Below are 25534 nucleotides of genomic sequence, written 5' to 3' on the forward strand. Positions count from 1 at the left end.
CGGGGTTCGGATATCCGCCCCCCATCACGAGCGCCTGACCTCCCGCACGTACGCGAGTACGGCCTTGACGCGACGGTTGTCGGCGTCGGTCAGGGGCAGGTCGAGCTTTCCGAACACGGAGGCCGCGTGCTTCTCCACCGACCGTTCGGACATGCGGAGCAGCCCGGCGATGGAGCGGTTCGAGTGGCCCTGTGCCATCAGGTCGAGGACTTCTCGCTCCCGGGGTGTCAGGCGCTCCAGGGGGCTGGTGCCGTGGTTCAGCATGCGGCGGACGATCTCCGGGTCGAGGGCCACACCGCCGGCCGCGACCCGGCGCAGCGCCTCGACGAAGTCGGCGGTGGCGGCGACGCGCTCCTTGAGCAGGTAACCGACGCCGGACGCCTCGCCCGCCAGCAGCCGGGCCGCCCAGGACGGCTCGGCGTGCTGGGAGAACACGAGGACACCCACCCCCGGGTGGTCCGTGCGGAGTCGGACGGCGGCCCTGATGCCCTCGTCGGTATGGGTCGGCGGCATACGGATGTCGACCACGGCGACGTCGGGGGTGTGCTCGGCCACGGCGGCCAGCAGTTCGTCGGCGTCGCCCGCGGTGGCGAGTACCTCGCAGCCGCGGGCGGTCAGCAACTCCACCATGCCTTCCCGGAGGATGACCGAGTCCTCGGCGATGACCAATCGCACTGCGCGCTCCCCTGTTCGCGGTCAACGGCCTTGACCCGACCGGGAGTTCATTCAATCAGCAGGTAACCGTCGTCCGGACGACCAGATCACGACCGGGTGCCGCTCAAGCACACACCGGGGCCGCGAGAGGTAAGAGTTCTTACCGCCCCGCCCACCGGGAGGGCGGTTTCTCCTGTACAGCCCCCTGCCGTGTCACCGCTCGTCAATAACGCGGTAACAACGGGAGCAGGCAGGCGAGACGGGGCGTTGGGCGGGGTAAGCAACCCGTTAGTCGTACCATTCCTGAAAGTTGAAGGCAGGACTACCGGATGTCGATCACGGGACCCTGCGCCAAGAACGGACTCGCCTTGCAAGATCGCCCCTCCGACTCGGCCGCCTCCTGGCGGATCGCACTGCCGCACTCCGCCGCGGCCGTGCCGGTGGCCCGTGCCCTGGTCCGTACGGCGCTGGCGGAGCTGGAGCACGGAGCGGACAGCGACACGGCGGAGCTGCTCACGGCCGAGCTGGTGGCGAACGCCGTGGAGCACACGGCCGTTGGGGACGCCCCGATAGAGCTGGTGGTGGAGCTGCGCCCGAGCGGCTGCCAGGTCGAGGTGCACGATCCCGACCCGATGCCGCCGGGCGATCTCACCCGTCCCTCGGGCGCGGAGCCCGACCCCTGGCTGGAGCACGGGCGGGGGCTGCTGCTGATCCGTGCCCTCAGCTCGTCGTGCGGGCACCGCCCCACCGCCCAGGGCAAGGCGGTGTGGTTCCGCCTGGCCGTGGTGCCTCCGCAGTGGCGGCCGCGGCCCGAGTGAGACGGGCCCCGGGTCAGGCGAGGGTGGCGACCAGGACGGCCTTGATGGTGTGCAGCCGGTTCTCCGCCTCGTCGAAGACGACCGAGTGGGCGGACTCGAAGACCTCGTCGGTGACCTCCAGCGAGTCCAGACCGTGGGCCTCGAAGATCTCGCGGCCCACCTTGGTGCCGAGGTCGTGGAAGGCCGGCAGGCAGTGCAGGAAGCGGACGTCCGGGTTGCCGGTGGCGCCCAGGACGTCCATCGTCACGGCGTACGGGCCGAGGGCGGCGATCCGCTCGTCCCAGACCTCCTTCGGCTCCCCCATCGACACCCAGACGTCGGTGGCGACGAAGTCCGCGCCGCGCACGCCCTCGGCGACGGACTCGGTGAGCGTGATCCGGGCGCCGCTGGCCTCCGCCAGCTCACGGGCCCGGTCCACGACCTCCTGGGCGGGCCAGTAGGTCTTCGGCGCGACGATCCGTACGTCCATGCCGAGCAGGGCACCGGTGACCAGGTAGGAGTTGCCCATGTTGAAGCGGGCGTCGCCGAGGTAGGCGAAGGCGATCTCCGGCAGCGGCTTGGCGGTGTGCTCGGTCATCGTCAGGACGTCGGCGAGCATCTGGGTGGGGTGCCAGTCGTCGGTCAGACCGTTGTAGACGGGCACACCGGCGTACGCGGCGAGCTCCTCGACCTTGTCCTGGCTGTCGCCGCGGTACTCGATGCCGTCGTACATCCGGCCCAGCACCCGCGCGGTGTCCTTGACCGACTCCTTGTGGCCGATCTGGGAGCCGGAGGGGTCCAGGTAGGTGGTGGCGGCGCCCTGGTCCGCGGCGGCGACCTCGAAGGCGCAGCGGGTGCGGGTCGAGGTCTTCTCGAAGATCAGCGCGATGTTCTTCCCGCGCAGGTGCTGGACCTCGGTCCCGGCCTTCTTGGCGGCCTTCAGCTCGGCGGCCAGTTCGATCAGGCCGCGGAACTCCTCCCCGGTGAAGTCCAGTTCCTTGAGGAAGTGGCGGCCGGCGAGGGCGGTCGGGACAGTCGCCATGGGGGCGCTCCAGAGGTACGAGAACGGGACTGTGGAAGTCTATACGACGAATAGCATTTCTATACAGCCCCGTTCGGCTCCCGTGTTCGCTACACGGCCCCCCGTTCGACGGGGCAGCTCATACAGCGCGGCCCACCCCTGCCCCGCCCCAGCTCGCTGCCCGGGATCTCGATCACCTCGATGCCCTGTTTGCGCAGATGGGTGTTGGTGGTGGCGTTGCGCTCGTAGGCGACGACGACACCCGGTTCGACGGCGAGGACGTTACAGCCGTCGTCCCACTGCTCGCGCTCGGCCGCATGCACGTCCTGGGTGGCGGTGAGCACGCGGATCTCGCTGAGGCCGAGGGCGGCGGCGATGGCCCGGTGCATGTGCTCGGGCGGATGGTCGGTGACCTTCAGCTCCTTCTCGCCGACGCCGGGCTCGATGGTGTACGAGCGGAGCATGCCGAGGCCGGCGTACTGGGTGAAGGTGTCGCCGTCGACCATCGTCATCACGGTGTCGAGGTGCATGAAGGCACGCCGCTTCGGCATGTCCAGGGCCACGATGGTCTGCGCCGAGCCCGCCGCGAACAGCTTGTGGGCGAGCATCTCCACGGCCTGCGGGGTGGTCCGCTCGCTCATGCCGATGAGGACGGCGCCGTTGCCGATGACGAGGACGTCGCCGCCCTCGATGGTCGACGGATAGTCGGCCTGACCCTCGGACCAGACGTGGAAGTCCTCCCCGCGGAACAACGGGTGGTGGCGGTAGATCGCCTCGAAGTGCACGGTCTCCCGCTGCCGGGCGGGCCAGCGCATGGCGTTGACGGCGACGCCGTCGTAGATCCAGGCGGAGGTGTCGCGGGTGAAGAGGTGGTTGGGCAGCGGGGCGAGGAGGAACTCGTCGAGGTCCATGACGTGGAAGCGCACGGAGGTCGGCTCGGGGTTGGCCGCCAGGAACTCCCGTTTGGTCATGCCGCCGACGAGGCTCTCGGCCAGGTCGGGCGCGGACAGGTTCTCGAAGACGGCACGGAGGTGGTCGGTGGCGAGCACCCCGTACTCCTTCTCGTCGAAGACGCGGTCCAGGACGAGCGCGCGGGCCGCCGGGATCTCCAGGGCCTCGACGAGGAGATCACCGAACAGATGGACCTCGACGCCCCGGTCGCGCAGGACGTCGGCGAACCCGTCGTGCTCGGCGCGCGCCCGGCGCACCCAGAGCACGTCGTCGAAGAGCAGCGCGTCCTTGTTGCTGGGGGTGAGCCTTTTCAGCTCGAGATCCGGCCGGTGCAGGATGACGCGGCGCAGCGGCCCGGCCTCGGAGTCGACATGGAATCCCATGCCTCCATCCTGACCATCGATGCCCGCCTTCACCCCCTCGTGTGTCGTTTCGCAACCGCTTGTTTCCGCCCTTTTCTCGTCCCCTTGACGACAAGTGATCCCTCCGATTATCGTCTCAGTGACGACAATCAAGGCGAGGGGGGCCTCATGGCCGACATCACCCGCCGGCTCGGCTGGCGCCATCTGCGCGGCGCACCGACGGCACACATCCGCCACCACCGCGCGGGCACCCTGGTGCACGACGGCCCGGGGCTCAGCTTCTGGTTCCGCGCGCTCACCGCCGCGCTCTCCGAAGTACCGGTCGACGACCGCGAGCTGGCCATGACCTTCCACGCCCGCACGGTCGACTTCCAGGACGTCACCGTGCAGGCGACGGTGACCTACCGGATCAGCGACCCGGCCGTGGCCGCCGCCCGCCTCGACTTCTCCGTCGACCCGGACACCGGCGTCTGGCGCGGCGCGCCCCTGGAACAGCTCGGCACCCTGCTCACCGAGACGGCCCAGCAGCACGCCCTGGACGTCCTCGCCCGTACGTCGCTGGCGGCGGCGCTGGTCGACGGCGTGACGGCGGTACGGGAACGGGTCGCGGCGGGGCTGGCGGCGGAACCGCGGCTGCCCGCGACGGGCATCGAGGTGGTCGCCGTACGGGTGATGGCACTGCGCCCCGAGGCGGAGGTGGAGCGCGCGCTGCGCACCCCGGCCCGGGAGCAGATCCAGCAGGAGGCCGACCGGGCGACGTACGAACGGCGGGCCGTGGCGGTCGAGCGGGAGCGCGCCATCGCCGAGAACGAACTGGCCAGCAGGATCGAACTCGCCCGGCGCGAGGAGCAGTTGGTCGAGCAGCGGGGCACCAACGCCCGCCGTGAGGCGGAGGAGACCGCGGCCGCCGACCGGGTGCGGGCGGAGGCCGAGGCGACGCGGACCGTCCGCCTCGCGGAGGCGGAGGCCGCGCGCTCGGTGAAGCTCGCGGAGGCCGAGGCCGCCAAGCAGGTGCATCTCGCGGACGCCGAGGCGCGGCGCACCGAGCGGCTGGCCGACGCGGAGTCGGCGCGCACGGTGAAGCTCGCGGAGGCCGAGGCGGCCCGTTCGGTACGGCTCGCCCGCGCCGAGGCCGAGGGCGCGCGCGAGGTCGGCGAGGCCCGCGCCCAGGCGCAGGCGGCCTGGCTGCGGGTCCACGCGGACGTCGACGTCACGACCCTGCACGCGCTGACCGGCACCCGGCTCGCGGAGAACCTGCCGCACATCGACAGCGTCACCATCTCGCCGGACGTGCTGACCGGCCTGCTCGCCAAGCTGGGAGCGCGGGAGTGAGCCTCGCCCCGCGGGCCGTACTGGTCCACCGCACCACGGAGTACGAGGAACTGGTGGCCCGGCACGGCACCCACGGCCAGGCCGCCTTCTTCCTCTCCTCCCGGGGCCGGGACGTCGAGGAGATCGCCGAACGGCACCGCCGCACCCGGCGCGCGCTGGCGGAGGTGACCTCGGCGATCCCCCTGACCTGGCGCCAGAGCCAGGTGGAGCGGGCCGACCTGGACCGCTTCCTGTTCGCACCGGAGGACGTGGTGATCGTGGTGGGCCAGGACGGTCTGGTGGCGAACGTCGCCAAGTACCTGACCGGGCAGCCCGTGGTCGGCATCGACACCGACCCCGGCCGCAACCCGGGCGTCCTGGTCCGCCACCGCCCCGCCGACGCCGCCGCCCTGCTGCCCTCGGCGCTCTCCTCCGCGACCGGGGTGTCCGAACTGACCATGGTCGAGGCCGTCGCCGACGACACCCAGCGGCTGCTGGCCCTCAACGAGATCTACCTGGGCGCCGCAGGGCACCAGACCGCCCGCTACCGCCTGGGCCTCGACGACGACGGGGGTGTCGTCGAGGCCCAGGCCTCCTCGGGCGTGCTCGTCGGCACCGGCACCGGCGCCACCGGCTGGATCCGCTCGGTCTGGCAGGAGCGCGGCGGGGGACCCCGGCTGCCGGCGCCGACGGAGGAACGGCTGGTGTGGTGCGTACGGGAGGCGTGGCCGTCACCGGCGACGGGGACCTCGTACGTGGCGGGCGAACTGACCGGCGGGAGCCGGCTGACGCTCACCGTCGAGTCCGAGCGGATCGTCGCGTTCGGGGACGGCATCGAGAGCGACGCGGTGGAGCTGACCTGGGGGCAGACGGTACGGGTGGGGGTGTGCGGGCAGCGGCTGCGGCTGGTGGGGTGACCCCCGATTCCTGGGCCAATAGGGCGAAATGCCGGGTCGCCACGGCGGGTCGCACGACGGGACGGGGGACCTCTCTGGTACATGCCCCCTCTGCGACAGGAGCCTGCCGTGCCCCCCATACGTACGATCCCGGGAAGGTGGCGCGCCCGCTGCGCCCTGACCGGGATCCTCGCCGCCGTCGCGGTGCTGTGCGGGATGCTGCCCGCCGGTGCGAAGAGCGGACTGACCTGGACCACGCTGACCTCCGAGCCGACGGCTCGGGCGAGCGCGGCCGGCACCGCAGCGCCCTGCCCGCGTGGGCAGACCGGCAACTGCTTCTACGTCGTCGGCGGATTCGCCGGCACGTCGGACCTGGCCACGGTGCGGTCGTACGACCGGAGCACCAACGCCTGGACCAGCCTGACGAACCTGCCCTCGCCGCGGAGCCTCCTCGGAGCGGCCGCCGCCCCCTGTCCGGACGGGCTGAGCGGAACATGCGTGTACGCCGTCGGAGGCGAACGGGACGACATCCCCCTGTCGACCGTCCAGTTCTACAACCCCGCGACCGCCGCCTGGAGCACGGTCACGTCCCTGGGGACGGCTCGGTCGGCCCTCGGGGTGGCGGCAGCGCCCTGCCCGTCCGGTCAGACCGGAACCTGTGTCTACGCCGTCGGCGGGGTCGGTACCAACGGCACGCTGGCCACCGCGGAGACGTTCAACCCGGCCACCAGGACCTGGACCACCATCGCGTCCCTGCGCCAGGCCCGCCAGCGCCTCGGCACGACGGCAGCGCCCTGTCCGGCCGGCCAGACGGGCACCTGTGTCTACGCGGTCGGCGGGTACGGCACGGACTACTCCGACACGGTGGAGTCCTACAACCCCGTCACAAGGGCCTGGAGCCTCGTGGCACGGCTCCCGGTCGCCCGGTCGTCGCCGGCCGTGGCCTCCACGACCTGCCCGCCCGGCCAGACGGGTACCTGCGTGTACGCGGTGGGCGGCGCGAACCTGGGCGCGCAGGACACCGCCCTGTCGTACAACCCGACGTCCAACGCCTGGACCACCCTGCCGCCCCTGCCGACTGCGCGTTTCAGGGCGGCGTCGGCGGCTCTTCCCTGTCCCCCCGGTGCCACCGGCAACTGCGTCTACGTCGCCGGTGGCTACACGAACACCGGTGAGGTGGCCACCCTGGAGGCCCTCGACCCGCCGCTGGCGCGCGGCGGGCGCTGACCTCACAGTCTCGGGTCCACCGGCTCCGACTCCAGGGCCAGCACCCCGAACACCGCCTCGTGGACGCGCCACAGCGGCTCGCCCTCCGCGAGGCGGTCCAGGGCCTCCAGGCCCAGCACGTACTCGCGGATCGCCAGCGAACGCTTGTGGTTCAGGAAGCGTCCGCGCAGCCGGGCGAGGTGGTCGGGGCGGGTGTACTCCGGGCCGTAGATGATCCGCAGGTACTCCCGGCCCCGGCACTTGATGCCGGGCTGCACCAGGCGGCCCTCGCCTCCCCCACTCTCGGCTTCGCTCGAGCGGGGGGACCCCCATCGGACCAGGGCGCCGAGCGGCTTGACGACCATGCCCTCGCCGCCCCGGCCGGTCAGCTCGAGCCACCAGTCGACACCGGCCGCCACCGAGTCGGGGTCGGACGTGTCGACGTGGAGCCGGCGGGTGGTCTGTAGCAGTCCGCTGCCGTCGTGCTCCACCAGCCGGTCCAGCAGGGCCAGTTGCTCGTCGTGCGGCAGGCCCGCGAGGCTGCGGCCCTGGACGGCGAGCAGCTGGAACGGGGCCAGGCGTGCGCCGTCCAGGCCGTCCGTCGGCCAGCAGTAGCGTCGGTACGCCGCCGTGAACGCGGCCGCGTCCGAGGCGCGCTCCCGCTGCCGGGCCAGCAGGTCCGTGACGTCGACGCCCCGCGCCGCGGCGCCCTCCAGCGCGGCCAGCGCGCCCGGGAAGACGGCACCGGAGGCGGCGCCGACCGCCGCGTACTGGGACCGCAGCAGCCCCGACGCCTTCAGCGACCACGGCATCAGCTCGGCGTCCAGCAGCAGCCAGTCGGTGTCCAGCTCCGTCCACAGGCCCGCCGCGTCCACCGCCGCCCGCAGCCGCCCGAGGACCTCCTCGGTCACCGCCGCGTCGTCGAAGAAGGGCCGGCCGGTGCGGGTGTAGAGCGACCCCGTGGGCCCTCCCTCCACGCCGAAGCGCCGGCGCGCGGCCTCCGCGTCGCGGCACACCAGGGCGACCGCGCGCGAGCCCATGTGCTTCTCCTCGCACACGACCCGCTGCACGCCGTCCTTCGCGTACTGCGCGAACGCCTCCGCCGGGTGCTCCAGATAGCCCTCCACCCGGCTGGTGGCGGTCGGAGCCATGGTCGGCGGGAGGTACGGCAGCAGCCGCGGGTCGACCGCGAACCGGCTCATGACCTCCAGGGCCGCCGCCGCGTTCTCCTCCCGGATCGAGACGCGCCGCTGCCCGTCGTAGCGGGTCTCCACGATCCGGCGGCCGTGGACGTCCGCCAGGTCGAGCGGCCGCCCGTCGTGCCCGCCGGGCGCCTGTGACCGCAGCGGCTTCACCGGCTCGTACCAGACCTGCCGCGCCGGTACGTCGACCAGCTCGCGCTCCGGCCAGCGCAGCGCGGTGAGCTTGCCGCCGAAGACGGCGCCGGTGTCCAGACAGATGGTGTTGTTCAGCCAGGTCGCCTCGGGGACGGGCGTGTGGCCGTAGACGACCGCGGCCCGGCCCCGGTAGTCCTCCGCCCACGGGTAGCGCACCGGCAGCCCGAACTCGTCGGTCTCGCCGGTGGTCTCGCCGTACAGCGCGTGCGAGCGGACCCGGCCGGAGGTGCGGCCGTGGTACTTCTCCGGCAGACCGGCGTGGCAGACCACCAGCCGGCCGCCGTCGAGGACGTAGTGGCTGACGAGTCCGTCGATGAACTCCCTTACCTCGGCGCGGAACTCCTCGCTCTCGCCCTCCATCTGCGCGATGGTCTCGGCGAGTCCGTGGGTGTGCTGGACGCTGCGGCCCTTCAGGTGGCGGCCGTACTTGTTCTCGTGGTTGCCGGGCACGCACAGCGCGTTGCCCGACTTCACCATGGACATCACGCGGCGCAGCACCCCGGGGCTGTCCGGGCCGCGGTCGACGAGGTCGCCGACGAAGACGGCCGTCCGGCCCTGCGGGTGCACGCCGTCGGCGTAGCCCAGCTTGCCCAGCAGCGACTCCAGTTCGGCGGCGCAGCCGTGGATGTCGCCGACGATGTCGAACGGACCGGTGAGGTGGGTCAGGTCGTTGAAGCGCTTCTCGGTGACGACGGTGGCGTTCTCCACGTCCGCCACGCCCCGCAGCACGTGCACCTTGCGGAAGCCCTCGCGCTCCAGGTGGCGCAGCGAACGGCGGAGTTCACGGGTGTGGCGCTGGATGACGCGGCGCGGCATGTCGGCGCGGTCGGTGCGGCCCGCGTTGCGCTCGGCGCACACCTCCTCGGGCACGTCGAGCACGATGGCGATGGGCAGCACGTCGTACTGCTTTGCCAGGTCGATCAGTTGCCGGCGGGCGTCCTGCTGGACGCTGGTGGCGTCGACGACCGTACGGCGGCCGGCGGCCAGCCGCTTGCCCGCGATGTAGTGCAGGACGTCGAAGGCGTCCCGGGTGGCGCTCTGGTCGTTCTCGTCGTCGCAGACCAGGCCCCGGCAGAAGTCGGAGGAGATGACCTCGGTGGGCTTGAAGTGCCGTCGCGCGAAGGTGGACTTGCCGGAGCCGGAGGCACCGATCAGCACCACGAGGGAGAGGTCGGTGACGGGGAGCACCCGACCCTTGTCCGTTGTCTCGGTCATGCCGCCTTCGCCTCCTTCTTCTTCTGCGGGGTGCCGGCCGTGGGGGTGGTTGTCAGGGTGAACACTGCCATCTGGGTGGGCGGGCCCACCTCGGGGTCGTCCGGTCCGACGGGGACGAACTCCACGGTGTAGCCGTGCCGTTCGGCGACGGCGGCCGCCCAGCCGCGGAACTCCTCGCGGGTCCACTCGAAGCGGTGGTCGCCGTGCCGTACGTGTCCGGCGGGGAGGGACTCCCAGCGGACGTTGTACTCGACGTTCGGGGTGGTGACGAGGACCGTGCGGGGGCGGGCCGCGCCGAACACCGCGTACTCCAGGGCGGGCAGCCGGGGCAGGTCGAGGTGCTCGATCACCTCGCTGAGCACGGCCGCGTCGTAGCCCTTGAGCCGGGTGTCGGTGTAGGCGAGCGAGCCCTGCAGCAGCCGGACGCGGGACGCCTGCCGCTCGCCCATCCGGTCCAGCTTCAGCCGGCGGGCGGCGATGGTGAGCGCGCGCATCGACACGTCCACGCCGACGATCTCGGTGAACCCCGGGTCCTTCAGCAGCGCCTGCACCAACTGGCCCTGGCCGCAGCCGAGGTCGAGCACCCGGGCGGCACCGGCGGTGCGCAGCGCCTCGATGAGGGCGTCGCGGCGCCGCACGGCCAGCGGGGTCGGCTTCTCCTCGGTCTCGACCTCCGCCCCGACGGCGTTGTCGATGTCCTCGACCGCGCTGTCGTCGGTCTCGGCGAGCCGCACCAGCTCCAGCCGCTCCATCGCTTGCCGGGTCAGCGACCAGCGGCGGGACAGGTAACGACTGGTGATCAGGCGCTGCTCGGGGTGCTCGGACAGCCAGCCCTCACCGGCGCGCAGCAGCTTGTCGACCTCGTCGGAGGAGACCCAGTAGTGCTTGGCGTCGTCGAGGACCGGCAGCAGCACATACAGATGGCGCAGGGCCTCGGCGAGGGTCAGCGTCTCCGACTCCAGGACGAGCCGTACGTACCGCGAGTCGCCCCACTCCGGAAACGCGGGGTCCAGGGGCACCGGGTCGGCGGTCACCGTCCAGCCGAGCGGCTCGAACAGCGCCCGGACGAGAGCGGGGCCGCCGCGGGCGGGCAGCGCGGGTACCTCGATGCGCAACGGCCGTGCCTGCGCGGGCAGTTCCGGCTTCGCGGCGCACACGGCCCGCATCGCGCTGGAGAAGACGCCGCTGAGCGCGACGGCCAGCAGCGAGGAGGCCGCGTACGGGCGGTCGTTGACGTACTGGGCGAGCGCCGCGTCGGGTGCGCCGCCACGGCCCTTGCCCTTGCCGCGCCGGACCAGCGCCACGGCGTCCACCTCCAGCAGCAGCGCCGCCGTGCAGCGGTCGGCATCGGCCTCGGGGTAGAGGACGTGGGCCTTGCCGTAGGACGTGGAGAACGCCTGCGCCTTCCCGGGATGCTTGTGCAGCAGATAGCCCAGGTCGGTGGCGGGACGTTCAGGGGTGCCGGTGGTGGTGATCGTCAGGAACACGTGACCGAGTATGAGCGCCGGTGGGCCCACGGCGGTACCGGATTACCCCGGGACGACGGAGGGCCCCGCCGGGCTCACCCCTCGCAGGAGCCCCTGTCGAGGCGGATGAGGTGCCGGCCGCTGGCCCAGCGGCACAGCCTGACCCCGACGACGATGCCCGCGATGGTGACCAGGGCGGGCAGGTACCCACTGGCGACCTGAATGATCGGGATCGCCGGGCATCCGCCGGAGATCGCCCAGCCGATACCGAACAGGACCGCGCCGGGGACCACACCGGCGTGGAGGCGCCCTCCGCCCCGGCGCACCCGAAGCAGGGCGAACACACTCGCGATCACCACGACGGCGCCGAAGAAGGAGAGGAACATCCGCAGGTCCTGGAAGGTGAACATGCGGTTCAGCTCGGCGTAGTCACCGAACCCGATTCGGGTCACGGTGAAACCGAGAGCCAGCCCGGTCAGGAGGTTGGCCAGCAGGAGTCCGCCCCGCGTGCGCATCAGATCACCTTCCACAGGAGGAACGACACCGCGACGGCGGTGCCGAAGAACGTGGCCGTGGCGACGAGACTGACGGGGCTGAGCCGACCGCAGCCGTTGAGCCCGTGCCCCGAACTGCATCCACCGGCCAGCCGGGTGCCGAAGCCGACCAGTACGCCTCCCGTGAACAGCAGGGCGATCATGGCGACGGGGTTGCCGGTCACCAGGTGCCGGTAGCCGGCGCCCATGTCGAAGCGGAGGTCGAAGCGCCCGGAGGTCACGGCGGCGATCAGTCCGCCCACGAAAATCGATACCAGCAGCACGGCCTGGGTGACCAGCGGAGCGGGGCGCGCCTGTGCGCCCCGCCGGGGCCCGGCCGGGGCCGGGGGGACAGGCCCGGTGGGAACGGGCGCGGCGGGCACGGGCGCGGCGGGCACGGGCGCGGCGGGCAGGGTGCCGAAATGCTCGGCGGTGGCAGCGACGAGGGCGGAGACAAGAGCCTGTTCGTCCGCCAGCCCCTCCTCCCGTCGCTCCACTTCGGCTTCGCGCCGCCAGTGCAGTACTCGCTCCCAGGCCCCGGACACCCCGAACGACCGGTCGGTCGCGAGGGTGTAGCCGATGGTCAGCACGGCGAGCCCGAGAGCACCCGCCCACCATGGCCAGTAGGCGCTCATGCGTTCCCTCTCATCCACTCCGCCAACCGGGCCCACCAGCCCTGCTCGGGCTTCTCGGGGGCCGTCGGCGGCTGTTCGGCGAGGTCGGGACCGCGCTTCGCGGGAGCGGTGGGTGCTGTCCTCGGCGCCAGATGACGGGCGTGCCGCCCGTTGGGCAGCAGGGTGATCGGCACCCGCTCACCGGTGAGTGAGACCTGGTAGCGCGCGCAACCGCGCCAGTTGGCCTCATTGTCACAGTAATAGGTCCGCCACCCCGCCAGACTCTCGTTGAGATGAGGGAAGAGAGGGCATGTCGAAGAATGTAAGCAACCCACGGGAAGATCAAACCATCATTCGTATCCAGCCAACAAGACGTTGAATGGTGAAGCATCACCCTGCGCCACGTCGCGACGCACGCCCGGGGACGGGGCGATGTCCGACTAGCGTCCGGCCGGCTTCCAGGCGCCGACGCCCAGCCTGCCGGTGGTGCCGAGGTCGAGGCGGGGGGCGATCATGACCGGGGCGGCGCCGGACCTGGCGCGGATCCGGACGTACGGGACGTTCACGGGGTCGGTGCCCGCGTCGGCGGTGTTGCGCCAGACCAGGCCGGAGACGGCGCTCTGGCCGGGTTTCAGGGTGAACGCGCGGGGCGGGTCGTCGTAGCCGGTGCCCGTGGCGATGCTGTCGCCGCCGTGGAGGATCCGCACCCCCTCGACCGGGGCGCGGTCCTCGTCGAGGAGGGTGAGCAGGGGGTAGCCGTCGAGCGGGTAGTCCTTCTCGCCGCAGTTCTCCAGGCGCAGTCCGACGACGCGCAGGCTCATCGCGGCGTCGCCGTCGTCGGCGGTGACCCGGATCCCGGAGGCCGGGCAGACGCCCGCCCGCGCCGGGGCCTCGGCGGCGGGGACCTTGAGGACCTCGGCCACCTTCACCGTGGTCACGGGCGAGGCACCCGGGGCGAGGACACCCAGCTCGACGGTGCCGCGTACGGTCCTGCCCGCGCGCACGTCCCGCACGGTCACCCACTGGTTGCCCATGACCTCCCCCGCGCTCGTCGTGAAGTCGAAGAGCACGGTGTACGTCAGCGCCTCTTTGCCGTCGTTGGTGACCTCGTAGGCGGCCGAGACGCCGGAGTCGTCGGCCGGGCGGTCGGCGTGGACGGTCCAGTCGGACGCGCCGGGCCTGGGGGTGGGGGTGGTGGCGGGGAGGGTCACGGCGGTGATGCGGACGCCGTCCACCGGAGGGGCGGTGACCGGGGTGCGGGACGCCGGGGAGGCGGCTCCCACGCCGTCGCCGCCGAGGTCGCCGCCCGCGTGTTCCCCTCCGCAGGCCGTGGCGAGCAGGAGCACGGTGGCGACGGCCGGCAGGAGGCGGAGGCGGAGGGTGCGGGGTGGGCGCATCCGGTCACCCCATCAGGCGGGGCCCGCACCGACTGTGGCGGAGGCCATAGTTCCGGTCACAGGCGTGTCACAGACCACCGGGTGCGCCGCCCCGCCCCGGGACTACAGCTGGGACTGGACCTCGGCGGAGATCAGTTCCAGGTGGTCGAGGTCGTGCAGGTCGAGGATCTGGAGGTAGAAACGGCGGGAACCGGTCTCGGCGTAGCGGCCGATCTTCTCGACGACCTCGGCCGGGGTGCCGGCCAGGCCGTTGGTCTTCAGTTCGTCGACCTCGCGGCCGATCGCGGCGGCCCGGCGGGCGACCTCCTGGTCGTCCCTGCCGACACAGACGACGAGGGCGTTGGAGTACGTGATGCTGTCGGCGTCGCGGCCGGCCTCCTCGGCAGCGGCCCGGACCCGGCCGAACTGGCGCGCGCTGTCCTCGACCGAGGAAAACGGCATGTTGAACTCGTCGGCGAACCGGGCCGCGAGGCGGGGCGTACGGGTCGCTCCGTGGCCGCCGATCAGCACGGGGATCTTCGGCTGCGCGGGCTTGGGCAGCGCGGGCGACGCGGTGAGGTCGTAGTGCTCACCGTGGAAGTCGAAGGTCTTGCCGGACTCGGTGGCCCACAGACCGGTCACGATCTCCAGCTGCTCCTCCAGGCGGCCGAACTTCGCCTTCGGGAAGGGAATGCCGTACGCCTTGTGCTCCTCCTCGAACCACCCCGCGCCGAGGCCGAGTTCGACGCGCCCGCCGGACATCTGGTCCACCTGCGCGACCTGGATGGCGAGGACGCCGGGCAGCCGGAAGGTGGCGGCGGTCATGAGCGTGCCGAGACGGATCCGGCGGGTCTCGCGGGCGAGGCCCGCCAGGGTGATCCAGGCGTCGGTGGGGCCGGGGAGACCGTCGACGTCGCCCATCTTCAGATAGTGGTCGGAGCGGAAGAAGGCGTCGAAGCCCAGGTCCTCGGTGGCCTTCGCCACGGTGAGGAGGGTGTCGTAGGTGGCGCCCTGCTGGGGCTCGGTGAAGATACGAAGATCCATGCCTCCCATCCTGCACCGCGGGGTCCCCGTCCGCCCCGGGGGTCCCGGTGCCCGGGTCTCACCATCCCGGTAAGCCCGGTAAGCCCGGATGTCATCACTCCGGTAAGCCCGGTGTCACCACTCCGGTAAGCCCGGTGTCACCACTCCGGTAAGCCCGGTGTCACCACTCCGGTAAGGCCACCCCCGCCACCCCCTCTTTCTCGCCTCTCGCCTCGCGCTCCTCCCGCTCCTCTCTCGCCGCCAGTTTGCGCAGCATCTCGAGGACGCGGTCCCGGGACTCGTCGGCCGCGTCGATGGCCTCCATGCACTGCCAGTAGGTGCCCTGGTCGTCCGCCGCGCTGGCCAGGGCCACCAGGGCGATGCCGACCTCGCCGAGCAGCGCGCCCAGGTCGAGCAGGGACGCGCGGGCGTCCTCCAGCGCGGTGAGCCGTGCGGCCAGCAGATCGGCGTGGTCGAGGTCGGGGGCCTCCAGCACGCCACAGCCCCGGCCCGCCAGCTCGGTCAACCCGAGGGCCTCGCCGCGCAGTTCGGGCGGGCCCGAGACGGCCAGCCGACTTCCTATGGCCTGGGCCAGGGCCTGGGCCTGCCACACCTCCGTGAGAATCTCCGCCCGGCCCGCGCTGCCCGCGAGCGCGCGCCTGCTGGTCAGGATGAGCCGCACCGCGTCCATGCGCCACCCCCGTCTGTCCGACGTGCTCCTCGCACGTCCGTCCGGACTCCCTTGCGCACCGCCCTCGCGCACAGAGAGCGTTCCACTACCCAGAGTGAGGGTCTGTGGGGCGAAAAGCCAGAGGAAGACGGAAATCTGTGGACAACAAATCGGTTGCGGCCCCCCGGACGACTCCGGAGAGTGAAACCGGACCGAAGGAGTCCCGGGGCCGTCCCGGGCCTCCTATGGCGCTGGGAACCTGCGTTCGTTGCGGTCGATCTTCGCGTCGAGGGCGGCGAGCGGATCGACGCCGAGCACCTCGCAGAGCTGGAGCAGATACGCGAGGACGTCGGCGACCTCGTCCGTCACCCGGTGCGCGGTCTCCGGGTCGTCCATGACCCGCGCGGACTCCTCCGGGGTCAGCCACTGGAAGATCTCGACCAGTTCGGATGCCTCCACGCTGAGCGCGGAGACGAGGTTCTTGGGGGTGTGGAAGGGCTGCCAGTTCCGTGCGGCCGCGAACTCGGCCAGTCTGCGCTGGAGTTTCGCCACGTCGAGGTGTTCTGTCACTCACCCAGGTGTACCACCGTGACGCCGTGGGTCCGGGCCGCCCAGGAGGGGTCGCTGACCGTGCCGACGCAGCGGATGTGCCCGCGGTCGGCCATCCGCACCGCGAGCCGGAGCAGAGCGGCGCGCTGGCGCGGGTCCAGGCCGCGGTCGAAGTTGTCGCAGAGCAGGGTGAGCGCCTGCATCGCGGAGGGCACCTCGCCGGCCGTGTCCAGGTCGAGGACGCCGGGGCCGGTGAGGAGGACCAGGGCGAGGGCGACGTAGCGCAGTTCGCCGTAGCCGAGGCGGGCGAGTTCCGTGGCGGTGCCGTCGCCGCGGTCGAGCACCGCGCGGACCGTGCCGTCGGGCAGGGGTTCGGCGCGCAGGTCGACGATCCGTCCGGCGCAGCCGGCGTCGAGGGCGGCGACCAGTTGGCCGTGGCGGCGGGCGCACTCCTCGCCGGTGCGCCAGAGCACGTCGGCGAGGTTGTCGCAGCCGCTGAGCAGCCGGCCGGAGCCGAGGGGCACCGGGGCGCCCATCCACTCCGGCTGGGGGTCGCAGACGAAGACCGAGCGCAGGGCGACGACCATCTGTTCGGCCGCGGCGAGGACCTGCCGCTGCCCGTCGGTCCGGCCGGATACGCGCAGCGGCAGCAGGGCGGTGCCGAGGCGGTCGTCGGGGAGGGGGGCGCGGGTGACGGGGGCGGATCCGCCGGTGTGCCAGGCGGCCTGCACCGTACGGCGTCCGGGATCGCGCAGCGCGGTCTCCAGCAGCACGAGTCCGTCGGCGCTCAGCCGCTCCCCCACGATCCGCAGCTCGGGTTCGGCCTGAACGGCGACGTCGAGGCGGACCGGGCCCTCGGGGCCGTCGGCGGTGCAGCCGATCCGGAAGCCGCGGCGCCGCTGGGCGTCGGGGCGGGCCCGCTCGGGGACGCAGGAGAGCGGATCGGGGAACACGTCGGCGACCCGCGCCCCGCCGCCGAGTCGCGCCAGCGCCTCGTACGCCCGCACCGCCGAGGTCTTCCCGCTCCCGCTGTCCCCCGCGATCACGGTCACGGCGCCCAACGGAACCCGCACCCGCCGATGCCCGGCGAACGCGGACAGCCGCAACTCGGTCACACAGGGGCGCAGAGGCCGGCGCGGTGCACCCGCGGCGCCGGAAACCCGCACCCCCTCAAAACCGCCCGCCCACCCGGGGTCCCCGACCGGGAGACCGTCGGCGAGCGCCCCGCCGAGACCGGCGCCACGGTCGCGACCGCCCGCCCCGACGGTACGCCCGGTGACGAACGGGACGGGGCCGAGGGGACCGGCGGGGCGGCCGTCGGAAGACGCGCCGTCACAATCGGCGGCACCGCCGGGACCATCCGCACGGCCCGAGCAACCGGCGTCACCACCGACACCAGCCGCACGGTCCGAGCAACCGGCGTCAACCGGGCCGGCCCCGGCAGGGCGACCACCGGCGGGCACGCCATCACCAGCGGCGGCGCCGTCGGCAGCAGCCGAGCCCTCCGCACGCCCGGCGACGGACGGGACAGGCCCGGCAGGACGACCCACGGCGGACACGCCAGGCCCGGCAGAGCAGCCAACGGCGGGCACCCCATCACCAGGGGCGGCGCCGCTGGCAGCAGCCCAGCCCTCCGCACGCCCGGCACCGGACGGGACAGACCCGGCAGGGCGCCCCACGGCGGACACGCCAGGCCTGGCAGAGCAGCGCACGCCGTCACCAGCGGCAGGGCTGCCGGGAGCAGCCGAGCCCTCCGGACGACCGACATCGACCAGGGCGGGCCCGGCAGGGCGCCCCACCGCGGACACGCCAGGCCCGGCAGAGCAGCCAACGGCGGGCACGCCGTCACCAGCGGCGGCGCCGTCGGCGACAGTCGTGCCCTCCCGGTCGGTCGGGTGACCGGCGGTGGACGGGGCGCGGTCGGAAGCGGGCGCCGCAGCGGCAGCGCGGTCAGGGGCGGGTGCGCCGTCGTCGGCGGCACTGCTGTCGGCCGGGCGGTCGGGGGCCGGTGGGGCGGCCCGATCGGTCGGACGGTCGGCAGTGGGGTGGGGGGACGGGGCGGGGGGCGCGGTCATATGCGGACCGTAGGGGTCCGGTCGGCGGGCGAACCGTTCCGGCCCTGAGGACTTCCTACGATCGAGCGACATGCCCGGCTGACACGCCCCGGCCGCTACACCCCCGCGCCCTCCATGAGCCCGCTCACCTCGGTGCCCGGCGGGGTGAGGAGGAAGACGTTGCGGTCGACGCGGTGCATACCGCTGGCGAGGCCGAAGACGACCCCGGTGGAGAAGTCCAGGACGCGCTTGGCCACGTCGGTCTCCGCGCTGGTGAGGTCGAGGAGGACCGGGATGCCGGCCATCAGGGTCTCGGCGACCTCCCGGGCGTCGGCGAAGATGTTGACCCGCAGCACGACGAAGCGCCGACGGGTCTCCGTCACGTCGTCGGGGAGCGAACGGTGGTTCACCGCCGACGGCCAGGCGTCCCGGCCCCGCAAGGGGACTACCTGGGCGAGCCCTTCCCACTGCTCGTCGGTGACGTCGTATCGGTTCACCGGGTCCCCCTGAACTGACTCGCACTCAATGCCTGCACCAGCCAATTCTTACGCCAAGTCACCCGTTCGGCCCAACAGCGACACGGACGGCGACCGGATCGGGCCTCCCACGGACGCTTCTTACCCGCCGCACACCGGAATCTTCACGTCCCGGAACAGCTCGTTCACCGAGCGCGACTACGTTCCCGTGCCGTGCACTTGGCAGAAACCCCGCTGGTGACACCCGGTCGGCGGACCCGGTCGGCGGTGTCCGCCCTTCCGGAACCCCCCGCGCAGTGGCACCGCGTGCTGACCCTCCTCTCCGCCGTGTCCCTCTTCATCGGCACCCGCTCGGTGTGGTCGACGGCAGCGAGCCACAAGGTCGTCGTGGCCGCCGTCATCTCGGTCTGCTACGCCTCGATCCTGGTCTGCGGAGTGCTCGCGCTCGTCGTGCGCCGGGCCCGCTCGCTGGCCCGCGTCGACCTGGGCGTACTGGTCACCGCCGTGGTCCTGGTGCTGTGTGCCTGGGCGGTGTACCACCAGGGCGGCGACGAAGCGGTCCTGACCACCCAGGCGGCCCGGGAGATCGCCGCCGGGCGGCCCGTCTACGGCCGGCCCTGGCCCTGGCTGTTCGGCCACGGCACCGTCGCCCTCACCCCGACCGTGTACGGCGGCTACGACTTCACGTACGGCTACCCCCCGCTCGCCCCGCTGCTCACCGCGCCGCTGCTGTGGCTCGGGCACGGGGGCGCCCCGGCGACGGCCACGGCGACCGGCGCGCTGCTCGTGGGCGCGGTGGCACTGTGGCGGATGCTGCCCGCACCATGGCGGCCGGCCGCGACCATGGTGTGCCTCGGCTTCTCGTTCCTGCCGATGTACGGGCGCCAGGGCTATCCGGCGATCCTCGCTCTGGCCCTGCTGCTGCCGGCCGTGGTGCGCTGGCCGCGTACGGGTCGCGGCGGAGTGCTCGGGCGGGCGGGCGTGGCCCGGGCGGTGTGCCTCGGCGCGGCCTGCGCCGCCCAGCAGTTGTCGTGGTTCGTGGTGCCGTTCCTGCTGGCCGGGATCTACGCGGTGCGCCGCGGTGAGCTGGGCCCGCGCGCGGCGGCGGGGGTGGTGCTGCGGATCGCCGGGGTCGCCGTCACCGTATGGCTGCTGATCAACGCCTACTTCCTGGCGCAGCAGCCGGCGGCCTGGCTGAAGGGCATCGCGCTGCCGCTCACGCAGGGCGCGGTGCTGCACGGCCAGGGGCTGATCGGTGTGTCGCTGTACCTCACGGACGGCAGCGACCGGCTCGACTGGTACGGGCACGCGAGCCTGCTGCTGGCGGTGGGGCTGCTGGCGGTGTTCGTGCTGTTCGTGCGGCGGCTGGGGCCGGCCGCGACGGTGCTGCCGTGGTGCGCGTTCTTCCTGGCCACGCGCTCCCAGGACGGCTACTACCTGATGATGACGCCGCTGTGGCTGGCGTCGGCGGTCACCGCGCCGCTGCCGGAGTTCGCCGGCGCGTGGCAGCCGAGGCCCCGGGTCCTGGCGGGGCCTCGGCGGCACCGGGCGCGGGTCGCCGCGGCCGTCCTGGTGCTGCTGCCCGCGCTGGCGAGCGCGACGGCGGCGGCCACCGGGACGCCCCCGCTGCGGATGCGGGTGACGGCGGCCCGGCACGACAGGGCGACCGCGGTGACGCTGATGACCGTACGGGTGACCAACACCGGGGACAGCGCGCTGAGTCCGCACTTCACCCTCACCACGGGCCAGGGCATGGACCCGTACTGGATCGTGGCCGCAGGGCCGCGCACGCTGCCCGCGCACGGCACGGCCCGCTACGAACTCCGGCCGCCCAAGGGGACGTTCCGCCTTCCCCGGCCGAGCGTGCGCATCCGGTTGCGGGCCTTCACCGCGGATCCGCAGACGCTGTCGAGCGCGGACGTGGGCTCCGCGCTGCGCACGTCCGCGGAACGACGGTGACGTGCCGGCGGGTCAGGCCGTCGCGCGGGTGAAGCGGAGCGTGCCGGTGACCGCGGTCAGGCCGCGGATCATGCCGAGCTGGTTCCAGCCCAGGCCGAACTCGGCGCGGTCGACGGTGAATTCGGCGTCCAGGGTGACGGCGTCGGCGCTCGCGCCGGTCAGCTTCGCAGTGAAGGAGTGCGGGCGGCTGATGCCGCGCACGGTGAGCTGGCCGGAGACCTCGACCGCGTCGGCGCCGCGCAGGGCGGCGGAGCGCACGGCGTAGGTGATCTCGGGGTGGTTCGCCGCGTCGAAGAAGTCGGCGCCGCGCAGGTGCTCGTCACGCTTGGCGTTCTTGGTGTCGAGCGAGGCGACGTCGAGGGCGAGGGTGCCGGTGGCGGAGCCGTCGGCGGCCACCTCTCCCCCGCCGCGCACGGTCCCGAAGGCGCCCTTGACGGTCACCAGGCCCCACATCGTCTTGTGCTTCAGGGCGACGGTGGAAGCGCTGGTGTCGAGCTGCCACAGTCCGGTGTCCACGGCGACGGTCATGGTCGTTTCCTGTCCAGAGTGATGATTCAAATTTGGATGATGCGACGCTAGCGGATTATCCAAAACTGAACAACCCCTGTCGTCCAAAATTGGACCACGGTTACACTCGAGGCATGGCCGCCTCCGAGGAGCACACCCCTGACCTGCCCGAGTGTCCGTCCGCCCGGGGCACCGGACTGCTGCCGCCCGAGCTGCGCGCCTGGATGGTGCTGCTCGCGGCGACCGGCGCGGTGGAACAGCGGCTGCGGGCGGTGGTCAAGGAGCGGCTGGACGTCTCGCACGACGAGTTCCTGATCCTCTGTCTGCTCGCGGAGCACCCGGAGGAGGGCCTGCGCATGACACGGGTCGCCGAGTTGCTGGGGCGCCCGAAGACCCGGCTGACCTATCAGGTCGCCTGTCTCCAGCACGCCGGGCTGGTCACCCGCCGCTCCGTCTGCGGGGACAAGCGGGGCATCGAGATCGCGCTCACCGAGAAGGCCCGCACCCTCCTGCGCGAGGCCTCCACCACCCTCGCCGGGACGGTCACCGAGGCGCTGGCCCAGGTCATGGGCCCCGAACAGTGCGCGGCGATGAGCGGCCTGGTGCCGGGACCCGGATCGGGCGGGGAGCAGGAGGCACCCGACGGCTCCGCGGAGAGGACCGGCACCGATGCGGCCGGCGTCCCCGAGCAGACGGGAACCGGGACGGTCGCGCCCCGCGCGGACAGCGGCACGGGGACGGAGACCACCGGAGGGCACGCGGAGCCGCGCACAGAGGCGGTCGGCGCATCCGGCTGAGGCCCGCTTCCGGCCCGGGTCCACGCCCGCACCGTCAGCCCTAGTCCAGAACGTCGGGCTCCACGGTCGGCACGTCCGGCGTGACCTCCTCGACCACCACGCCCGCGCGCTCCGCCGGTACCCCGGCCGCGATGAGCGTGACCACGGTGACCCGGGTGCCGTCGTCCTCCAGTGCGCCGGTGTTGACCTGCTCCAGCAGGGCGAAGTGCATGGCCTCCAGGCCCGCGCTGAGCACGGCGGGCGGGAGCTGGGCGTGGAAGACCCCTTCGCGCCCGCCGCGCTCCAGGATGGACGTGACCTCCTCCCGGGCGGGCGCCAGGATCTCGGCGACGCGCTCCATGCCGAGATCACGCCGGGCGAGCGCGAGCAGCAGCCGGTAGCGGTCGCCGACGGGCCAGATGCACCGCATGAAGTGGGCGAGCGCCCGCTCGGCCGGCTCCTCCGGCCGCCGGGCGGTCTCCAGCACCCCGCGCAGCGTCTCGGACGCCTCCTCTGCGAGCGCCTCCAGCAGCGCGGCCCGCCCGGGGAAGTGCCCGAACAGGGTGCGCCGTACGACACCGGAGGCGCGCGCCAGCTCCTCCAGGGTGACGTCGGGGTTCCGGCCGAGCTCCCGGCGGGCCGTGGCCAGGATGCGCGCCCGGTTGGACCGCGAATTACGGCGCTGCGGCTCGCGGGCCACGGGCTTGGTCACGGGGCACCTCGGTGATCGGCGGTGACGACGGGACGCCCATTCTGGCACGGTCCCCACCAGCCCCACGGACCCCGTCCGGCCCGGTGGAACGCGTACCGGGCGGCCCCGTACGCCACCATAGCGGGACGAAGCGGCCCTGACCCGACACGCCAAACTTGTTGGCATCGCTTTCTTGAACTCTTCGTGTTTAGCCGAGTAGGTTGTCCCCATGACCACGCCCCAGCCCCGAACCGTCGCCGAAGAGCTGCGCGGTGCCGGCCTGCGGGTGACGGCCGCCCGCGTCGCGCTGCTGGAGACCGTCCGCGGCGGTGACCACCTCGACGTCGAGACGATCGCCTCCGGCGTGCGCGACCGCGTCGGCCACATCTCCGTACAGGCCGTGTACGAAGCGCTGCACGCGCTGACCGCGGCCGGACTCGTCCGCCGTATCGAGCCGCCGGGCAGCCCCGCGCGGTTCGAGGGGCGCGTCGGGGACAACCACCACCACCTCGTGTGCCGCTCGTGCGGCGTCGTCGCCGACGTCGACTGCGCGGTCGGTCACGCCCCCTGTCTCACCGCCTCCGACGACCGCGGCTTCTCGATCGACGAGGCCGAGGTCATCTACTGGGGCCTGTGCCCCGCCTGTTCCACCGCCGGTACCGCAGCAGCACCCTGATGTCCCCCTTCGGAAGGAATACCTTTCTATGTCCGAGAACCCCTCGTCCGAGGCGAAGTGCCCCGTCGCCCACGACCGTGCGGCACACCCCACCCAGGGCGGCGGCAACCGCCAGTGGTGGCCCGAGCGCCTCAACCTGAAGATCCTCGCCAAGAACCCGGCGGTGGCGAACCCGCTCGGTGAGGACTTCGACTACGCGGAGGCGTTCAAGAACCTCGACCTGGCGGCCGTCAAACAGGACATCGCCGCGGTACTGACGGAGTCCCAGGACTGGTGGCCGGCCGACTTCGGCAACTACGGCCCCCTGATGATCCGTATGGCCTGGCACAGCGCCGGCACCTACCGCATCTCCGACGGCCGCGGCGGCGCCGGCGCCGGCCAGCAGCGCTTCGCGCCGCTGAACAGCTGGCCGGACAACGGCAACCTGGACAAGGCCCGCCGTCTGCTGTGGCCGGTGAAGAAGAAGTACGGCCAGTCGCTGTCCTGGGCCGACCTGATGGTCCTGGCCGGCAACGTGGCCCTGGAGGAGATGGGCTTCGAGACCTTCGGCTTCGGCGGCGGCCGCGCCGACGTCTGGGAGGCCGAGGAGGACGTCTACTGGGGTCCCGAGAAGGTCTGGCTGGACGACCAGCGCTACACGGGCGACCGCGACCTGGAGAGCCCGCTCGGCGCCGTCCAGATGGGCCTCATCTACGTCAACCCCGAGGGCCCCAACGGCAACCCGGACCCGGTCGCCGCGGCCCGCGACATCCGTGAGACGTTCCGCCGCATGGCGATGAACGACGAGGAGACCGTCGCCCTCATCGCCGGTGGTCACACCTTCGGCAAGACCCACGGCGCCGGCCCGGCGGACAACGTGGGCGCCGAGCCCGAGGCCGCCCCGATCGAGGCCCAGGGCCTCGGCTGGGCCAGCACCTACGGCTCCGGCAAGGGCGGCGACACCATCACCTCCGGCCTGGAGGTCACCTGGACCGCCACGCCGACCCAGTGGAGCAACGGGTTCTTCAAGAACCTCTTCGAGTACGAGTACGAGCTGACCGAGTCCCCGGCCGGCGCCAAGCAGTGGGTCGCCAAGGACGCCGAGGCGATCATCCCCGACGCGCACGACGCGTCGAAGAAGCACCTGCCGACCATGCTCACCACCGACCTGTCGCTGCGCTTCGACCCGGTCTACGAGCAGATCTCGCGCCGCTTCTACGAGAACCCGGCCGAGTTCGCCGACGCGTTCGCCCGCGCCTGGTTCAAGCTGACCCACCGTGACATGGGCCCGAAGTCCCTGTACCTCGGCCCGGAGGTCCCCGAGGAGACCCTGCTCTGGCAGGACCCGCTGCCGGCGGCCGAGGGCGAGCCCATCGACGCGGCCGACGTCGCGGCCCTCAAGGCCAAGCTGCTCGCCTCCGGTCTGACCGTCTCCGAGCTGGTCTCCACCGCCTGGGCGTCCGCCTCCACCTTCCGCGGCAGCGACAAGCGCGGCGGTGCCAACGGCGCCCGGATCCGCCTGGAGCCGCAGCGCTCCTGGGAGGCCAACGACCCCGACCAGCTGCGTCACGTCCTCAGCGTCATCGAGGGCGTCCAGGCCGAGTTCAACACCGGCGCCAAGAAGGTCTCCGTGGCCGACCTGATCGTCCTCGGCGGTGCCGCCGCGGTCGAGAAGGCCGCCAAGGACGCCGGCTTCGACGTGGAGGTCCCCTTCACGCCGGGCCGGGTCGACGCGACCGAGGAGCACACGGACGCCGAGTCGTTCGCCGCGCTGGAGCCGGCCTGGGACGGCTTCCGCAACTACACCGGCAAGGGCACCCGCCTGCCGGCCGAGTACCTGCTGCTCGACAAGGCGAACCTGCTCACCCTGAGCGCCCCCGAGATGACGGTCCTCGTCGGCGGTCTGCGCGTCCTCGGCGCCAACAGCGGCGGGTCCAAGCACGGCGTGTTCACCGACACCCCGGGCGTCCTGACCAACGACTTCTTCGTCAACCTGCTCGAGCTGGGCACGACCTGGAAGTCCACCTCGGAGGACCAGCACACCTTCGAGGGCCGTGACGACGCGGGCAACCTCAAGTGGACCGGCACCCGCGCCGACCTCGTCTTCGGCTCCAACTCCGAACTGCGCGCCCTCGCCGAGGTCTACGCGGGCGACGACGCGAAGGAGAAGTTCGTGAAGGACTTCGTCGCGGCCTGGGCCAAGGTCTCGGACCTGGACCGGTTCGACCTGGTCTGATCCTGAACCGACCCTGAGCTGAGCGAGGGCGCCCGGGCCTGCCCCGGGCGCCCTTCGCATGCGGCTCCACAGGGTGTGGCCGCACGACAGCACGGCGTGCTGGCCCTCGGGCCCGTCCGTCGGGCCTGTGGTAGCTTGC

The 25534-nt window shown here is 72.6% G+C and carries 23 protein-coding genes and 1 pseudogene; 8 read left to right on the plus strand and 16 right to left on the minus strand.

Going from position 1 to position 25534, the window contains the following annotated elements; translation table 11 throughout:
• Window positions 1–24: 24 nt before the first annotated feature.
• Window positions 25–675 (minus strand): response regulator transcription factor, encoded by a 651-nt coding sequence (locus AQJ58_RS09170; protein ID WP_079078790.1) that lies wholly within the window; start codon window positions 673–675, stop codon window positions 25–27.
• Between the two features lie 308 nt (window positions 676–983).
• On the opposite strand from AQJ58_RS09170, the gene AQJ58_RS09175 reads away from it, so the two are divergent.
• Window positions 984–1472, plus strand: coding sequence for an ATP-binding protein (locus AQJ58_RS09175; protein WP_067247149.1), 489 nt, complete (start codon window positions 984–986; stop codon window positions 1470–1472).
• 13 nt (window positions 1473–1485) lie between these two features.
• Here the strand turns inward: AQJ58_RS09175 and argF are convergent, their stop codons facing one another.
• Both argF and AQJ58_RS09185 read right to left on the minus strand, forming a co-directional pair.
• A complete protein-coding gene (gene argF / locus AQJ58_RS09180; protein ID WP_067247150.1) occupies window positions 1486–2493 on the minus strand; it encodes an ornithine carbamoyltransferase in 1008 nt (335 codons plus the stop codon).
• A gap of 89 nt (window positions 2494–2582) precedes the next feature.
• Entirely contained in the window at window positions 2583–3806 is a 1224-nt protein-coding gene (locus AQJ58_RS09185; protein WP_067247159.1) for an arginine deiminase, read from the minus strand.
• A gap of 147 nt (window positions 3807–3953) precedes the next feature.
• Between AQJ58_RS09185 and AQJ58_RS09190 the strand changes: the two genes are divergently transcribed.
• The 3 genes from AQJ58_RS09190 to AQJ58_RS09200 all read left to right on the plus strand — a co-directional run bounded on the left by AQJ58_RS09190 (window position 3954) and on the right by AQJ58_RS09200 (window position 7219).
• The gene (locus AQJ58_RS09190) at window positions 3954–5117 is read left to right on the plus strand and encodes an SPFH domain-containing protein (RefSeq protein ID WP_067247161.1); all 1164 of its coding nucleotides are present in this window, start codon (window positions 3954–3956) and stop codon (window positions 5115–5117) included.
• Window positions 5114–6013 carry an NAD(+)/NADH kinase gene (locus tag AQJ58_RS09195; protein WP_067247164.1) on the plus strand — a complete coding sequence of 300 codons (900 nt, stop codon included), beginning with the start codon at window positions 5114–5116 and terminating at the stop codon, window positions 6011–6013. Before AQJ58_RS09190 ends, AQJ58_RS09195 begins: the two co-directional genes overlap by 4 nt.
• 108 nt (window positions 6014–6121) lie before the next feature.
• Entirely contained in the window at window positions 6122–7219 is a 1098-nt protein-coding gene (locus AQJ58_RS09200; protein ID WP_067247166.1) for a Kelch repeat-containing protein, read from the plus strand.
• Between the two features lie 2 nt (window positions 7220–7221).
• Here AQJ58_RS09200 and AQJ58_RS09205 read toward each other — a convergent pair whose 3' ends face one another.
• The 11 genes from AQJ58_RS09205 to AQJ58_RS09250 form a co-directional block, all read right to left on the minus strand.
• The gene (locus AQJ58_RS09205; RefSeq protein WP_067247169.1) at window positions 7222–9810 is read right to left on the minus strand and encodes a polynucleotide kinase-phosphatase; all 2589 of its coding nucleotides are present in this window, start codon (window positions 9808–9810) and stop codon (window positions 7222–7224) included.
• Entirely contained in the window at window positions 9807–11297 is a 1491-nt protein-coding gene (locus AQJ58_RS09210; protein ID WP_067247782.1) for a 3' terminal RNA ribose 2'-O-methyltransferase Hen1, read from the minus strand. The genes AQJ58_RS09205 and AQJ58_RS09210 overlap by 4 nt, the downstream gene beginning before the upstream one ends.
• A gap of 74 nt (window positions 11298–11371) precedes the next feature.
• Entirely contained in the window at window positions 11372–11791 is a 420-nt protein-coding gene (locus AQJ58_RS09215) for a YeeE/YedE thiosulfate transporter family protein (RefSeq protein ID WP_067247171.1), read from the minus strand.
• Window positions 11791–12444 (minus strand): YeeE/YedE family protein, encoded by a 654-nt coding sequence (locus tag AQJ58_RS09220; RefSeq protein ID WP_067247177.1) that lies wholly within the window; start codon window positions 12442–12444, stop codon window positions 11791–11793. Before AQJ58_RS09220 ends, AQJ58_RS09215 begins: the two co-directional genes overlap by 1 nt.
• On the minus strand, window positions 12441–12617 hold the full coding sequence (locus AQJ58_RS43800) for a hypothetical protein (RefSeq protein ID WP_199844551.1): 177 nt from the start codon (window positions 12615–12617) through the stop codon (window positions 12441–12443). Before AQJ58_RS43800 ends, AQJ58_RS09220 begins: the two co-directional genes overlap by 4 nt.
• A gap of 246 nt (window positions 12618–12863) precedes the next feature.
• Complete coding sequence (locus AQJ58_RS09225) at window positions 12864–13820, minus strand: DUF4232 domain-containing protein (RefSeq protein ID WP_067247184.1); 957 nt, start codon at window positions 13818–13820, stop codon at window positions 12864–12866.
• A gap of 102 nt (window positions 13821–13922) precedes the next feature.
• Window positions 13923–14843 carry an LLM class F420-dependent oxidoreductase gene (locus tag AQJ58_RS09230; RefSeq protein ID WP_067247187.1) on the minus strand — a complete coding sequence of 307 codons (921 nt, stop codon included), beginning with the start codon at window positions 14841–14843 and terminating at the stop codon, window positions 13923–13925.
• Window positions 14844–15003: 160 nt separating this feature from the next.
• Window positions 15004–15513, minus strand: a complete 510-nt coding sequence (locus AQJ58_RS09235; RefSeq protein WP_067247190.1) for a DUF6099 family protein — start codon at window positions 15511–15513, stop codon at window positions 15004–15006.
• 222 nt (window positions 15514–15735) lie between these two features.
• Complete coding sequence (locus tag AQJ58_RS09240; protein ID WP_067247192.1) at window positions 15736–16062, minus strand: nucleotide pyrophosphohydrolase; 327 nt, start codon at window positions 16060–16062, stop codon at window positions 15736–15738.
• Entirely contained in the window at window positions 16059–17207 is a 1149-nt protein-coding gene (locus AQJ58_RS09245; protein WP_067247195.1) for an ATP-binding cassette domain-containing protein, read from the minus strand. The genes AQJ58_RS09240 and AQJ58_RS09245 overlap by 4 nt, the downstream gene beginning before the upstream one ends.
• A 1004-nt stretch (window positions 17208–18211) precedes the next feature.
• Window positions 18212–18592, minus strand: a complete 381-nt coding sequence (locus AQJ58_RS09250) for a cell division protein SepF (RefSeq protein ID WP_067247198.1) — start codon at window positions 18590–18592, stop codon at window positions 18212–18214.
• Between the two features lie 192 nt (window positions 18593–18784).
• Here AQJ58_RS09250 and AQJ58_RS09255 point away from each other — a divergent pair, with 192 nt between their 5' ends.
• Window positions 18785–20530 (plus strand): hypothetical protein, encoded by a 1746-nt coding sequence (locus tag AQJ58_RS09255; RefSeq protein ID WP_420712144.1) that lies wholly within the window; start codon window positions 18785–18787, stop codon window positions 20528–20530.
• A 12-nt stretch (window positions 20531–20542) separates the two neighbouring features.
• Here the strand turns inward: AQJ58_RS09255 and AQJ58_RS09260 are convergent, their stop codons facing one another.
• On the minus strand, window positions 20543–21058 hold the full coding sequence (locus AQJ58_RS09260; protein WP_067247201.1) for a YceI family protein: 516 nt from the start codon (window positions 21056–21058) through the stop codon (window positions 20543–20545).
• A 113-nt stretch (window positions 21059–21171) separates the two neighbouring features.
• Between AQJ58_RS09260 and AQJ58_RS09265 the strand changes: the two are divergent.
• A pseudogene (locus AQJ58_RS09265) lies at window positions 21172–21645 on the plus strand (MarR family winged helix-turn-helix transcriptional regulator); the annotation flags it as partial.
• Between the two features lie 229 nt (window positions 21646–21874).
• Here the strand turns inward: AQJ58_RS09265 and AQJ58_RS09270 are convergent.
• Window positions 21875–22525 (minus strand): TetR/AcrR family transcriptional regulator, encoded by a 651-nt coding sequence (locus AQJ58_RS09270; RefSeq protein WP_067247203.1) that lies wholly within the window; start codon window positions 22523–22525, stop codon window positions 21875–21877.
• A gap of 208 nt (window positions 22526–22733) precedes the next feature.
• On the opposite strand from AQJ58_RS09270, the gene AQJ58_RS09275 reads away from it, so the two are divergent.
• Together AQJ58_RS09275 and katG are read left to right on the plus strand one after the other, a co-directional pair.
• Entirely contained in the window at window positions 22734–23180 is a 447-nt protein-coding gene (locus AQJ58_RS09275; protein WP_067247206.1) for a Fur family transcriptional regulator, read from the plus strand.
• Between the two features lie 28 nt (window positions 23181–23208).
• Window positions 23209–25395, plus strand: a complete 2187-nt coding sequence (gene katG / locus AQJ58_RS09280; RefSeq protein WP_067247208.1) for a catalase/peroxidase HPI — start codon at window positions 23209–23211, stop codon at window positions 25393–25395.
• Window positions 25396–25534: the final 139 nt, after the last annotated feature.

The organism is Streptomyces sp. DSM 15324 (assembly GCF_001514285.1).
Lineage (GTDB): Bacteria > Actinomycetota > Actinomycetes > Streptomycetales > Streptomycetaceae > Streptomyces.

Bases quoted from the DNA above. Each gene is read 5' to 3' on its own strand.
- AQJ58_RS09225 (WP_067247184.1), bottom strand. From the start codon at position 13,820: ATGCGCCCACCCCGCACCCTCCGCCTCCGCCTCCTGCCGGCCGTCGCC.
- AQJ58_RS09235 (WP_067247190.1), bottom strand. From the start codon at position 15,513: ATGGACGCGGTGCGGCTCATCCTGACCAGCAGGCGCGCGCTCGCGGGC.
- AQJ58_RS09185 (WP_067247159.1), bottom strand. From the start codon at position 3,806: ATGGGATTCCATGTCGACTCCGAGGCCGGGCCGCTGCGCCGCGTCATC.
- AQJ58_RS09220 (WP_067247177.1), bottom strand. From the start codon at position 12,444: ATGAGCGCCTACTGGCCATGGTGGGCGGGTGCTCTCGGGCTCGCCGTG.
- AQJ58_RS09205 (WP_067247169.1), bottom strand. From the start codon at position 9,810: ATGACCGAGACAACGGACAAGGGTCGGGTGCTCCCCGTCACCGACCTC.
- katG (WP_067247208.1), top strand. From the start codon at position 23,209: ATGTCCGAGAACCCCTCGTCCGAGGCGAAGTGCCCCGTCGCCCACGAC.
- AQJ58_RS09275 (WP_067247206.1), top strand. From the start codon at position 22,734: ATGACCACGCCCCAGCCCCGAACCGTCGCCGAAGAGCTGCGCGGTGCC.
- AQJ58_RS09215 (WP_067247171.1), bottom strand. From the start codon at position 11,791: ATGCGCACGCGGGGCGGACTCCTGCTGGCCAACCTCCTGACCGGGCTG.
- AQJ58_RS09175 (WP_067247149.1), top strand. From the start codon at position 984: ATGTCGATCACGGGACCCTGCGCCAAGAACGGACTCGCCTTGCAAGAT.
- AQJ58_RS09260 (WP_067247201.1), bottom strand. From the start codon at position 21,058: ATGACCGTCGCCGTGGACACCGGACTGTGGCAGCTCGACACCAGCGCT.
- AQJ58_RS09190 (WP_067247161.1), top strand. From the start codon at position 3,954: ATGGCCGACATCACCCGCCGGCTCGGCTGGCGCCATCTGCGCGGCGCA.
- argF (WP_067247150.1), bottom strand. From the start codon at position 2,493: ATGGCGACTGTCCCGACCGCCCTCGCCGGCCGCCACTTCCTCAAGGAA.
- AQJ58_RS09230 (WP_067247187.1), bottom strand. From the start codon at position 14,843: ATGGATCTTCGTATCTTCACCGAGCCCCAGCAGGGCGCCACCTACGAC.